At 36.1% G+C, this 14,402-nt stretch carries 9 protein-coding genes; 7 read left to right on the top strand and 2 right to left on the bottom strand.

Features of this window, described 5'->3' with window-relative positions; all coding sequences use genetic code 11:
• Both RZN25_16640 and RZN25_16635 read right to left on the bottom strand, forming a co-directional pair.
• Positions 1-530: hypothetical protein (locus RZN25_16640; GenBank protein ID MEQ6378441.1), on the bottom strand; the 530-nt coding region annotated here is incomplete at its 3' end.
• A gap of 1 nt (position 531) precedes the next feature.
• Positions 532-2,055, bottom strand: a complete 1,524-nt coding sequence (locus RZN25_16635; GenBank protein MEQ6378440.1) for a diguanylate cyclase — start codon at positions 2,053-2,055, stop codon at positions 532-534.
• Positions 2,056-2,519: 464 nt separating this feature from the next.
• Between RZN25_16635 and RZN25_16630 the strand changes: the two genes are divergently transcribed.
• From RZN25_16630 to RZN25_16600, 7 genes are all read left to right on the top strand, one after another.
• Positions 2,520-3,737, top strand: a complete 1,218-nt coding sequence (locus RZN25_16630; protein MEQ6378439.1) for an ROK family protein — start codon at positions 2,520-2,522, stop codon at positions 3,735-3,737.
• Positions 3,738-3,755: 18 nt separating this feature from the next.
• The gene (locus RZN25_16625; GenBank protein ID MEQ6378438.1) at positions 3,756-4,631 is read left to right on the top strand and encodes a sugar ABC transporter permease; all 876 of its coding nucleotides are present in this window, start codon (positions 3,756-3,758) and stop codon (positions 4,629-4,631) included.
• Between the two features lie 3 nt (positions 4,632-4,634).
• On the top strand, positions 4,635-5,477 hold the full coding sequence (locus tag RZN25_16620; protein ID MEQ6378437.1) for a carbohydrate ABC transporter permease: 843 nt from the start codon (positions 4,635-4,637) through the stop codon (positions 5,475-5,477).
• 27 nt (positions 5,478-5,504) lie between these two features.
• Complete coding sequence (locus tag RZN25_16615; GenBank protein MEQ6378436.1) at positions 5,505-6,836, top strand: sugar ABC transporter substrate-binding protein; 1,332 nt, start codon at positions 5,505-5,507, stop codon at positions 6,834-6,836.
• 68 nt (positions 6,837-6,904) lie between these two features.
• Positions 6,905-10,252 (top strand): glycoside hydrolase family 31 protein, encoded by a 3,348-nt coding sequence (locus tag RZN25_16610; protein MEQ6378435.1) that lies wholly within the window; start codon positions 6,905-6,907, stop codon positions 10,250-10,252.
• 24 nt (positions 10,253-10,276) lie between these two features.
• A complete protein-coding gene (locus RZN25_16605) occupies positions 10,277-12,559 on the top strand; it encodes a glycoside hydrolase family 31 protein (GenBank protein ID MEQ6378434.1) in 2,283 nt (760 codons plus the stop codon).
• Positions 12,556-14,241, top strand: coding sequence for an alpha-glucosidase (locus RZN25_16600; protein MEQ6378433.1), 1,686 nt, complete (start codon positions 12,556-12,558; stop codon positions 14,239-14,241). The genes RZN25_16605 and RZN25_16600 overlap by 4 nt, the downstream gene beginning before the upstream one ends.
• Positions 14,242-14,402 lie beyond the last annotated feature (161 nt).

Here is a 14,402-nt window from a genome sequence, read left to right as displayed (position 1 = left end):
GTTTGGGTGTGTTGGCAAGAACCGTCCCCACCAACACGGTTTTTGTATCTCCCGACCTGCACTTGTTTAAATACTTCATCTGTGATTTCTTCTAATGTGTTTGGATGAATTAATTTAAAGATACTTATTTTTAAATAGGAGTCTTCATCCAATTTCCCTTCCTCAAGTAATAAGTCCAGTGATGGAAGTCGGAAATCATTTGCTGATAGATAAGCTAAAACAACCTTTTCATTCCCGTGGCTAACGTAAATCTTTATTCCTTTTAGGTGCCTAAACAAAAGTGAATCATAATCAAAGCCAATAGATATATCATTCTTATCTGCATATTTTAAGACAGGGATGCTACTTGGCAGAGAGTAGAAGTAAACCATTTGTTCAAATGAATAATTAAGCTCCAACACATTCAATTGAAGAGCCTTCATGATTTTTTTGCCGAAAAATTTGATATCTAATATATAAAAGTAGCGACTACTAAAAACAAGCAAGGAACAATATACTCCAATCATCAACAACAAGTTCATGTTATTCATCTTAAACAAACTCCTTGTAAGATACAACTTTATTTTTCCCGTGGGCTTTGGCTTTATATAACGCCTTGTCTGCAACATCAACCAAGTGTTTTCCTGTCTTTAAGTTTAATTCACTTGTAGAAGCTACGCCTAGGCTAATGGTTAACTTTCCTGATGGTTGCTTCTCTCCATTAGGAAAATTTGTTACTTCAACATTGCTGCGAACTCGCTCTGCGATGGTAACTGCCTTTTCTATGGATGTATTTACTAAAAGAATGACAAATTCTTCTCCCCCAAAACGGAAGGCATAATCTTCACTACAAATGGATTCTCCAATAACTTTTGCTAAAAGAATTAATACTTCATTCCCTAATAGGTGTCCATTTGTATCATTAAAATGCTTAAAATAATCTATATCCAATAATATTAAGGATAGAGGTTGCTGATCTGTTACAGGTGAATATTTTGCGAGGGTAGCTTGAAACGACCAGTGGTTAAGTAATCCAGTCAATCCATCTTTAAGCGCCATATCTTTCACCTGTCCATAAAGATTAGCTTGTTGTATGGCAATAGCTGCCTGGTTTGCTAGTGGGATAACGCTATCTATATCATCAGATGTGATAGGTCTTTTATTTACTGGATTATCAATAATCAACACTCCAACCCTTACTCCCTGATTAATGAGAGGAAATACAGCAATCTCCTCCATTCCAAATAGTTTGGCTAACAATAGTTGAACCTTATCAGTTTTCTTAATTTTTTTAATGTGTAAGGGCTTTCCTTTTTCTAATGATTCGTGCAAAAAGTTTTCCTCATCTATGTTAATTACTAGTTCCCTAACTCGCTCATTTAGTTGAGGATCTAGCGAATTATCCTCATCCTGAATTTCAATCAAATCTGAAAGCTTATATTTTTCTTTTGTAATTCGCTCCCATATTTTATACCCTTCATCAGAGCTCATTGGACCAACACCCATAATTCCCTGTAACTTATTGATTTCTTCATCAACAAGTAAAATCATGGCTCTATTAAAGCCTAGTCCATGTCCTGCGGTCACTGAAGTAAGAATAATGCGCAATATGCGGTCCCGATTATGCGTGTTTTGCATGGAGGTACTAACTTCTCTAAAAACGTTCAGTTGCTTTGAATTTTTAATTAAACGTTGCTGCCATTGAATTCGTTCCTTGTTTCGTTTATCCAAAAATTGCTTAAATCCTCCAACGCTAATTCCGATAAAAAGATAACCAAGTAGAAGAAAGGGACTCCACAATTCATTTGTATGGATCATAACTAATACCCAGCTCATAAGGGGTGTGATTATAGCTCCATGAACAGGAAAGGAAATATTTGCAAAAATGACGAATAGAAAAAAGGCTGCTGCAATAGATTCATAGTTGGTTATGAGCCCGTAAGTTTCAACTAAGATCAAACTACTAACAACTAAAAACAATCTATTAACAAAAGACTTTGTTTTAAAACGAATGTAGTTTGTGCCAATAGCTAATAATCCGGATATCAACAGCAACTTAAATAGGTCAATAGTCACAAATAGCAATCCCTTCTATCCAAAGATTTCACAATATCCATGAATATTTTACCACAAAATAATAGACTAACCTTAAATAAGTCAAAGAAGAGTGTTGATAGATAAGAAAAAGCCTTGAAAGTCTCACAGTTGGTAACGTCGCCTCTTCCTTATACCAATAGGGACACGAACGGATCGCGAGGAAGATTAGAGAATTTAAAAGGAAACCTTGAGATAAAATATTACTTGAGGTCTTTTTTTGTCTTATAAGTTATGGATCATTACAACCAGTTAACAAACAATTCAAGGATTTTATCTGAACTTTAAAGTAATATTTACTGTTGTTTTCAACTTTTCAAAAAAACGCTTTCAAAAAAAACTTGCAAAAATTAATGAAAGGATTTAAAGTGAGAGTGTACTTACTTTTTTCAATGAAAAAAGTAAGTTTCGAAATATAAAAAGTAGTAAGCGGAGGTGACTAAAATATGAAGACGCTGCGGAATGGTAGCAAAGAACTTATTAAAGAAATTAATAGATTTAAAGTTCTTAATATCATTCGATTACATCATCCAATCAGTAGGGCTGAAATTGCAAAGCGATATAAGCTAGGTGCCTCAACACTTTCATACATCATAGAAGACTTAATGAGTTTGGGTTATATAACAGAAATTGGGGAGTCAGATTCCACTGGAGGACGACGGGCAAAATTGATCCAATTTAATAAAGATTATGGATATGCCATTAGTTTGAAGATTGAAGAGAAACAAATTTTGCTCGCGGTAGCTAACATGGAAGCAGAGCTAGTGGGATTGAAAAAGATTCCATTCAAGAAAAATTCATCCCCTGAAGTAGTAGTGGATATTATTGAAAACAATATTAAACAAATTCTTGCTGAAAACAACATTCCTATTGAAAAATTACTTAGTATAGGGATTTTATCCTCAGGGCTAGTAAACCGACGTCTTGGCATTATTCTCCGATCAACTATGTTGGGTTGGAATGATGTACCAATTACTTCAATGCTAAAAAAGAGTTTTAAGAATACTAGAATTTTCGTAGACAACAACATCAATGGTTACACATTAGCAGAATTATGGAGTGGAGAAGGACAGAACAGTAATAATTTTCTTGTTGTGTCCGTTGGAGCGGGTCTTGGTTTATCTGTGGTCATTGATCGGAAAATTTATTACGGCTCCATCGGAGGGGCCGGTGAATTTGGGCATACCACAATAGAGATCGACGGATATACGTGTCATTGTGGTCAAAAGGGATGCTTAGAAATGTATGCCTCAGAATTTTTCTTTGAAAACAAGGGGAAGGAAATTATCGGAGATTTTAGTGAGACTACTCTTGAGGATTTTTCCTTTACAGAAGTAGCCACCAAGGCAGAAAAGAAAGATGAACTTGCAATGAAATTAATACATGAAATGGGTAATTATCTAGGTTATGGGGTTCGTAATTTAATCAATACATTTAATCCAGACAAGATTGTGCTAGCTGGAGAGGGGATGAGTTATAGCCATTTATTCCTCGAACAGGTTATGAATATAACGGGTAACAACTTTTTCTCAAATGTTGAACAGAATACAGAAATTGTAAAGTCGGAGTTAGATGATAATGCTTGGCTTGTAGGAGGAGCATTACTTGCCATTGACCACCTATTTGAAGAGCCTATTTACGAAAATGAAATGGTCAAAAACTGATGAAAAGGAGGGCTATTAATGGTTGGTATGTCCAAAAAGAAAACCTATTTTTGGCTCATCATATTTCTTTTACCTAATTTAATAGGATTTTTGTTATTTATAGGTGTACCAATAGTTTCTTCCTTAGTTATTAGTTTTACAGATTGGGATTTAATCAGTTCTCTCCAGTTTGTTGGATTTGATAATTATATACGCCTAGTACAGGATGAAGAGTTTTGGAGAGCTTTTAAAAATACGTTTTTATTTATTCTAGGATATATTCCATTAGTTATGGTGTTAGGGCTTTCCTGCGCCTTGCTTTTGAATAAGCAAATGAGATTTAAAGCCTTTTTTAGAGCCACCTATTTCCTTCCAGTTATTACGAGCTGGGTAGCTGTGTCACTGGTTTGGAAATGGCTTTACAATCCCAATTATGGTTTGATTAATTATCTTTTATCACTAGTTGGAATTACAGGACCTCAGTGGCTCCATGATCCAAATACAGCAATGATTGGAATTATCTTAGCGAGTGCTTGGAAGGATATAGGATTTGTCATGGTTTTATTCTTAGGAGGATTACAAAATATTTCTCCTAGTTATTATGAAGCGGCTTCCATTGATGGTGCAGGGAAATTTCGATCATTATGGAGCATTACTATTCCTTTATTAGCTCCAACTACTTTTTTTGTCACAATTATTTCTATGATTAACTCTTTTCAGGTTTTTGATCAGGTCATGATAATGACTGAAGGTGGACCAAGTGGATCAACTACTGTTCTTGTTCAAAACATCTATAACTACGCTTTTAGCTATTATGAAATGGGCTATGCTTCTGCCATGAGTTGGGCTCTCTTTATCGTTATTTTTATCTTCACCTGGATTCAAATGAGATTACAAAAAAAGGGGGCTAACTAATCTATGAAGCAGAATAAATCTAACTCCTATCGTTTTCTTAAGAGATTAGTATTTTATTTAGTCCTTATTGTAGGTGCTTTTATTATGCTAGTTCCATTCTTGTGGATGGTTTCGACCTCCTTTAAGGGTAATAGTGCGGTGATGGTGTTTCCACCAGAATTTATACCAAAGGAACCTACTACCAATAACTACAAGGAAGTAACAGAAATGTTTCCGATGATGCGTTTTTTATGGAATTCATTGTTTGTAGCAGTTCTAACAACTGTTGGACAGATTATTTTTAGTTCTATGGCTGCTTATGCATTTGCCAGAATGCATTTTAAAGGAAGAGATCAGTTATTCCTATTGTATTTGGCAACCATGATGGTACCTACACAGGTAACAATGATTCCGCAATTTATTTTAATGAGGGAATTAGGTTGGATTGATTCCTATCAAGCCCTTATTATTCCAACTATGTTTGCGGTATTTGGAACATTCTTAATGAGACAATCCATGTTGTCGATCCCAAGAGAATTGGAGGAAGCAGCTTTTATGGATGGTGCCAATCACTTTCAGGTTTTCATGAGAGTTTGTATGCCTTTAGTAAAGCCAACGATTGCTACCTTAACCATTTTTACGTTTATGCAATCATGGAATAACTTTCTCTGGCCGCTTATTGTAATTAGTTCGAGTGATAAAGCCACACTTCCATTAGGGTTATCCCTGTTGCAGGGAAGATGGGGGACAGATTGGGGTTTGTTGATGTCAGGGGTTGTTATTAGTGTGATACCAATTCTAGCAGTCTATCTTTTCGCTCAAAAATACTTTATTCAAGGTATGACCATGAGTGGAATGAAAGAATAAATACAAAATTGAAAGGGAGAGGTTAATTTGTTAAAGAAATGGCCAGTGTTATTGTTACTAGGTTTTGTATTCATGTTTGGATTAATGGCATGTTCATCTGATGATACTACTGATGAAAATGCAAACGGTACCAATGAAGGAAGCAATTTGCAGAACAATGAGCAGAATGAGGAAGGAAACAATGTAAGTGAAGAAGAGGTAGAAATAACGTACTATAGTTTCTCTGCATCACCTAACTACGAGGCTGAGTTAGATCAAATGATTGCCGCTTTTGAAGAGAAATATCCGAACATAAAAGTAAATAAAGAATTAGCAGCATATAATGATTACTTTACTAAGCTACAAACAAGAATTGCAGGAAAAACGGCACCAGATGTTTTCGAATTAAACTATGAAAGTTTTGTTCAATATGCATCGAAAGGTACACTTGCTGATTTAACAGAGTTTGTTGAGACTGATGAGGACTTTGATGCAACACAACTCAATGAACAGGCTTTTAAAGCTTATCAATATGACGGAAAACAATATGGTATGGTAGAAAGTTTTTCAAATGTATTAACTTTTTATAATAAAGATTTATTTGATCAAGCTGGCTTAGAGTATCCTACAGCTGATTGGACTTGGGAGGATGAACTAGAGGCGGCTAAGCAATTAACAGATAAAGAGAATAATATTTGGGGTACTTATGCTCCTGTAACGATGAACGAATTCTATAAAATCGCAGCACAAAATGGCGGTGCGATTTTCAACGAAGATGGATCCCCGGCTATTAATTCAGAGGAAAATCTGGAAGCTCTTACTTATATGGTTGAAAATGCAACAAAACATGGTGTAGCTCCGTCCCCAGCAGATATGTCAGGGCAATCACCTGAAGATTTATTCTTAAATGGGCAGCTTGCGATCCTTCACACTGGAATTTGGATGTTTGGATCATTTAAGGATGCTCCATTTAACTGGGATATTCAGCTAGAAGCAGGAAATACACAAAAGGCACACCACTTCTTTGCAAACGGGTTAGCAGTTTCTGCTGATTCTGAGAAAAAAGAAGCGGCCTATAAATTTGCTTCCTTTATGAGTGCTAGTGAAGAGGCTGCGAAAATTAGAATTGGAGCATCGTGGGAGTTACCTGCAATCACAGATGATGCCATTTTAGCTCCATATTTAGAACAAACTCCTCCAGAAAATAGAGAAGCAGTCTTTGAGGCTTTGAACACATTAGTATTACCACCAGTTGTAGAAAATTGGAGCAGATTAAGTGACAAAACCAATGAGGAATTCCAAAAGGCCTTATATGGCGAAAAGACTCCAAAAGAAGTATTAGAAACACTTGAGGAAGAGTTTAACAGCATAATGAATTAATTTTGATATGGATATATGCGTAGGATCAACTATGCATATATCCTTTCTCTACTAGAAAGGGGATTCTAATGGAGCTGTTTGATCGATATACCCAGCTACTAAAAATTTACTTATTCCAAGAAAAGCAAGAGCTTAGGAAAGCAGAAGAAATGATTTTGGCTGAACAGCCAGATATAGATGTGGATTCCTTCCATAATATTTCCACATGGTTATGGCTTCTACAAAGACAATTTTCATATCAAGTTCATAGTGATCAATTGCTTAAAATAGATGACACCCCATACCTAAATTATATAAAGAAAGAATGGAATACACCTCACCGTTCTATCTGGGAAACTGAACAAAAAGATACATACCTATCTAACCTATCTATGGGTTACGCTGCCCTTCTAGAAACGAAAATGAGTAGAAACAAAACTTTCGTACAGAAGACAATGACCGAGATGAGAGATTTCATCTTTGACCATATGCTCTCAGGAGGTGCTGTGTTATCTGGAAAGATGGACCGTACGATATCAGTGGATCAGCTTCTAGCTGTTTTTCCCTATGGATTATTTTCTCCAGAGGATTTAATTATTGTTGAGGCGGTTCAACAAATTACTATTCAGTTAAAACGATCTGATGGATTTTTGCCTTATGTCGGATCTCAAGAAGCGTCGTCAACTGCTACAGCGTTAGTTGCTCTTTACTACTTAGAAAAATCAGATTATGAAAAAGCACAATTATATGCAGACTTAATTGGTAGTGATAACGGAGATGAACTAACACAAGTCTTACTAGAAATATACAACCATTTTTCTTCTAATGGCTCAAAAAATGAGGATCGAATTATTCATGAACCCTTAGGAAATGAGAATGTCTATATTCCTAAATTAACAGAAAGAAGACCACATTTTCCTGCTCAAGATGAAACCTTAAAGTTGTCATGTCAAATACAAACCGATGAAACCATTGAATCCGTTAAAGTTCATATTAGAGATGAGCATAGTAAATGGAATCAAACGGCAACATTAACGAACAGTAAAGAGAAAGAAATAAAATTATATAAGACGAATATAGATCCATTACCAAATCATGGGCAATATCATTATCACTTTGTAGCAAAATTGATAAATGGTAAAAAAATTACTTCAAAAGAATATAAGGTCTCCACTTTAAAAAAGAATTCAGTGTCAAGGTTGAATATTTGTGAAGTTACCGATAATCAAGTTTTGTGCAGTTTTGGTGATGAGAATGATAAATACGGAATCGTTTTTTCTTTGACAGAGGGTGCACTAAATCTAACAGTAAAGTCTTTACCTACCGGTCAGGTAGTTGAATTACAGCCTGTAAACACAGCTCGTTTGGATTGTGGCCCATATTCACTAAAAATCAATTCGGATCATGTTCAAATTAGACTATTTCGCGGGGAACAAGAGATTCTTTCCACTCATCCATTAGTCCCACCGATAGAGTACACACTAGATGTACAAAATCAGGTAAAAGAATGGACGTTCCATTGGTATAGTCCAAAGCATGAACAGTTCTTTGGATTTGGTGAACGATATAATGCCTTGAACCAACGGGGAAATGTAGTCGATTGTTATGTATATAATCAATATCGTGATCAAGGAACAAGAACATATATGCCAGTTCCTTTCTATATGACGAATTCTGGATATGGCTGTTATATTGATACAGATGCCTATACTAAGTTTGATATTGCCTCTGAATTAAGTGATAAATGTAGTGTTTCTATTGAAAATATTTCTAATGTGAGAGATACAAATCTCCATTTCTTTTTGGGAGACTATAAGAATCAATTGAAATCGTATGTGCAAAAAACAGGAAAACCAAAGATGGTCCCAGCTTGGGCATTAGGACCATGGATGTCTAGCAATAATTGGGATCGTCAATCTACCGTAAATAAAGAAGTCGAAGCTACTTTTATCCATGCAATTCCAGCTACTGTTATTGTTTTGGAACAGTGGAGTGATGAAGCAACTTACTATATGTTTAACGATGCAGAGTATGAATTGAAAGAACCTGGTGCTATTCATCAGTATGACGAGATGTATTTTCCTGAATGGGGGAGATGGCCTGATCCTAAAGGAATGGTAGAGTATCTTCATAATAAGAATTTGAAGCTGCTCCTTTGGCAAATTCCTATTCAAAAGTATTTAAATAAACAAAAGCATTTACTAAAGGATCAAGATGAAGCCTACATGATTGAAAAAGGCTATGTTGTGAAAAATCAAGATGGTTCACCTTATCGTATTCCAGAAAATTGGTTTACGAACAGCTTGTTGATGGACTTTAGTCATAAAGAGGGAGCGGATTGGTGGTTTAAGAAGAGACAGTATTTAATCGACATGGGTGTGGATGGATTCAAAACAGATGGTGGAGAGTTTGTATTTGGAAGAAATGTTACTTTTGCGGATGGCCGTAAAGGTAATGAAATGAGAAACAAATATCCAAACGATTACATTGAAGCCTACTATCAGTTTGCACAACAAAACGGAGGTATTACCTTTAGTCGAGCAGGCTATACGGGTGCTCAAAACTTTCCTGCACATTGGGCAGGTGATGAAAGGTCTACCTTTGGTGCCTTCAAGAGATCATTGATTGCTGGTCTAAACTCCGGTTTAGCAGGAATAACTTTTTGGGGCTGGGATTTAGCAGGATTTAATGGAGATATTCCGACTGCGGAATTGTTTATGAGATCCTCAGCCATGGCGGCTTTTTGTCCAATCATGCAATATCATGCGGAAAGCAAGGCTGAATTTAATCAAGACCGAACTCCATGGAATATCGCCAATCGAACGTGTGTTAACGAGGTTATTGAGGTCTATCGTTTTTATGCGAATGTTCGAATGAATCTTATGCCTTATCTCTACCAAGAGGCAGAAAAATCTTGTAAAACAGGAATTCCAATGATGCGTGCTATGATGTTAGATTACCCGGAGGATGAGCAAGTTTTATCAATTTTTGATCAGTATCTCTTTGGCGACTCCTTCCTAGTGTCTCCCATTATCGAGGAAGGCTCCACATCAAGAATGGTGTATTTACCAGAAGGAGTCTGGACTAACCTTTGGTCAAATCAGGAAGTCATAGGTCCTGCCTTATTCAAAGTTGATGCTGAGGTTAATGAATTACCAGTATTCGTAAAATCAAATACTGCTCTTTTACTAAATGTAAATGATAGTAACAAGCTTGGATCATCAGTCGGGAATAATATCACTACTTATCACAAACCTTTGTGCAAAATTTATTGTAAGGATGATTTCACTACGAATTTGTTTGATCATCTTGGTCACGAAGTAAAACTTTCTGTCACAAAGCAAACTAACGAAATCATCATTGAGGTAGAAACCACTCTTCAAGGATTAGAATTTGAAGTAGTGAACAGTGAACGGCCAATAAGAGTTATACAATAACATGCAGCTAGGGTTGGTGAAAAAATGTTAGAAAACACAAGTTATGCTATTTTACCTCATGACGGAGAAGAAGGACAGAAGAATCTTTCAATCAATCATATTCAAAGCTATGAATGGGATGGGGAAATACTCGAAGGAACTTTATCTAAAGGAACTTTTGCTTTGTATTTTGTAGATGAAAAGACCGTTCGGTTGATTGTAAATCCGTTTGGTAAAGTAAATCTAAATCCTTCTATAGCCGCAATAGGAGATGGCGAACCTATTAGTTGTGTGATGAAGGATAACCATCGGGAGCTGGAACTGATACTGGGATTAACGAGAATCATTCTACAAAAAGATCCAATATCTATTAAGATCCTACGAGATGGAAAAGTATTTATGGAAACACAGGACTCATTTGTTTCTTACACTTCTAGCAAAAAGGTAACCTTATCTATTAAAAATAGGCAGGATACACCAGTATATGGTCTAGGAGAAAAAACGGGTTTCCTTAATAAAAATGGATCCAAGATTAGCAATTGGAACACGGATGTATTTTCACCACATAACAAGGATACGGTGGAACTCTATCAATCGATTCCTTTTGCTCTATTCCATAATTCAGATAAGACGTTAGGATTGTTTTTTGATAATTCTTTCCGAACGGAATTTGATATGCAAACTTATAACGATCAGGTCGCTATTAGTGCGGATAGAGGGGCTATCAATTCTTATTTCCTTTTAGGTGAAGACATTAAGGAAACCGTTGGAATTTATACACATTTAACTGGAAGAACTCCTTTACCGCCGAAATGGTCTTTAGGTTATCATCAATCAAGGTACAGCTATAAATCTGAATCTGAGGTACGCAAGATTGTAGATTTGTTTAAAAAATATGAGATTCCTTTAGACTGCATTTTTCTAGATATCCATTATATGGATGGATATCGCGTTTTTACACATGATCTGGATCATTTTCCTAACTTTGAAGAAATGCTGGATGATATACAGAAACTAAATGTTGATGTTGTCCCTATTGTAGATCCGGGGGTTAAGAAAGATATTCATTACCCTGTGTATCAAGAGGGGGTAAAGAATGATTATTTCAGCAAGTATTTGGACGGTACAATCTACCATGGAGAGGTGTGGCCAGGTCAAAGTGCCTTTCCAGATTTCTTCCAAAAGAAGGTTCAACGTTGGTGGGGAGATCTTCATAAGTTTTACACCAAAATGGGGATAAGAGGAATATGGAATGATATGAATGAGCCCTCTGTATTCAATGAATCGAAAACTATGGATTTGGATGTTCATCACAATCTTGACGGTCATTTGATTTCCCATGAAGAAGGACATAATTTGTACGGTCTATACATGAGCAAATCTACTTTTGAAGGACTTCAAAGATTGTTAAAAAATACTCGACCTTTTTCATTAACCAGAGCTGGTTATGCAGGTGTGCAGAGATATTCCGCTGTTTGGACTGGGGATAATCGCAGTCATTGGGAGCATTTAGAAATGTCAATCCCTATGATTTTGAATCTTGGTATGTCAGGAGTAGCTTTTACTGGAGCTGATGTAGGAGGATTTGCTTCCGACACTACTCCAGAATTATTGATTCGATGGACTCAAGTGGGAGCTTTCCTACCATATTTCCGAAATCATAGTGTTCAAGATTCAATACGCCAAGAACCTTGGGCGTTTGGTGAGGATACCATGAATTCTGTAAAAAAGTATATTGAGCTAAGGTATAAATTTTTACCGTACTTTTATACTCTTTTTTATGAAGCAGAAAAAGCAGGTCTTCCTATTGTTCGTCCATTAGCCATGGAATATCCAAGGGATACAAAAACCTTTGATTGCAGTGATCAGTTCTTAGTAGGGAAAGACGTTTTAATTGCGCCAATATTACGCCTTGGACAAAATCATCGATCGGTCTATCTTCCTGAAGGGGTCTGGTATAACTTTTGGACAGAGGAACGCTTTGTAGGGGGAAAGTATTATTTAATGGAAGCAGATTTAGATACGCTCCCTATTTTTGTGAGAGAAGGAACGATTTTACCACTAGGAACATCAATCCAAAATACAAAGGAAAAACAGGATATTGAATTATACGTTTACCATTCAAAAGAATTTAAGATGCAGGGAACTCTATATGAAGATGATGGATTGTCCTATGGATACAAATCGGACGATTTTAGCTTACTAACCTTCTCGGCTTCTGATAAAGGCGACGTAAAAGTTGAGCAAGTAGGGAATTATAAATCCAATTCTTTAGTGAATGATGTGAGACTAGTAGGGTTTGATCTTGAACAGGAGGGTTCTAAATGACGAAACCAGCAAAGAATTGGTGGAAAAAGAGTATTGTTTATCAAATCTATCCAAAAAGCTTCAATGATTCAGATGGGGATGGAATTGGAGATATCCCTGGAATAATAGAACGACTGGATTATTTAAAAAACTTGGGTGTGGATGTTCTTTGGTTATCACCGGTTTATGATTCTCCTCAGGAGGATAATGGCTACGATATAAGAAACTATCGTGAGATTTTTCATAAGTACGGTACAATGCAGGATATGCAGAGTTTATTAGAAGAGGTCCATAAACGTGGTATGAAATTAGTAATGGATTTAGTTGTGAATCACACATCAGATGAGCACCCATGGTTTGTTGAATCATCAAGTAGCAAAGATAATCCATATAGAGATTATTATATTTGGCGTGATGGAAGGACAAATGGGGAACCCCCAAATAACTGGGGCTCAATTTTTAGTGGTTCGGCGTGGGAAAAGGATGAAAGGACAGGACAATACTATCTTCATCTTTTTGCAAAAAAACAACCGGATTTAAACTGGGAAAACCCTAAAGTAAGAAATGACATTTATGACATGATGAAGTTCTGGCTTGATAAAGGAATTGATGGTTTTCGAATGGATGTCATTAATTTTATATCTAAGAACCAATCGTTCCCCAATGGTATTATAAATGACAACCAATTGTATGGAGATAGTGGTCCGTTTTTTGTTAATGGCCCAAGAATTCATGAGTTTCTAAAAGAAATGAATCAAGAGGTTTTAGCTAAATATGACATCATGACTGTTGGAGAGATGCCAGGGGCAAGTACGGACGATGCTAAAATTTATACCAATCCAGAAAATTATGAATTGGATATGATTTTCACCTTTGAACATATGAATTTAGATCAAAAGAACAACGATAAATGGGATTTAAAGCCGCTTGATTTAGTGGAGTTAAAGGAGAATTTTGAAAAGTGGCAAACATCACTTGATGGGGTTGGATGGAATAGTCTTTATTGGAATAATCATGACCAACCAAGAGTTGTATCTCGCTTTGGAAATGATAAAGAATGGCGTGTGACCTCTGCTAAAATGCTAGCAACCTGTTTGCATATGATGCAAGGAACCGTTTATATTTATCAAGGTGAAGAATTAGGAATGACGAATGTTCACTTTGAACGTTTAGAAGACTATAGAGATATTGAATTGTTAAATATGTATAAGGAGAAAAAATCCCTTGGCTGGAGCCATGAGCGGATTATGAATGCTATTTATACCAAGGGAAGAGACAATGCTCGAACTCCTATACAATGGGATGATTCAAAGAATGCAGGCTTCACATCTAATGAGCCATGGATAAAAGTGAATCCAAATTATACTGAAATCAATGCAAAGAACGCATTTGAAGATCCAAATTCTCTCTATTATTACTACCAAAGATTAATTCAATTACGTAAAGAGATGGATATTATCACGGATGGAAAATTTGAGTTATTGCTTAGAGATGATCCAAAAGTTTTTGCATACAGAAGGAAGACGGAGAATCAAACATTATATGTCCTGTGCAACTTCTCAAATGAAGAAATCCTGTTGCAAGATGAAAGTGAGCGCATCCTCGAAAAAATTCAGAATGCTACACTCCTGATTAGCAACTATGACGAGAATAAACACAACAAGCTACAACCCTATCAAGCAAGTGTTTACTTAGTGGATTGATAGGTGCGTGTTGGTAGGTGGGCGTGTTGGTAGGGACGGTTCTCACAAGGAAACCCCAGTGAAATCAATGAAAAAGACCTTGAGCGTTATTAGCTTGAGGTCTTTTTACTGTAAATGAAAAGCAGAGTTTTATATTATTGCAATTGAACAGTTCTAGCCAA

This window comes from Bacillaceae bacterium S4-13-56 (assembly GCA_040191315.1).
In the GTDB taxonomy this organism is placed as follows: domain Bacteria; phylum Bacillota; class Bacilli; order Bacillales; family JAWJLM01; genus JAWJLM01.
Note: the sequence above shows the minus strand (reverse complement) of the source record. Positions and strands in the feature narration are given on the sequence as shown.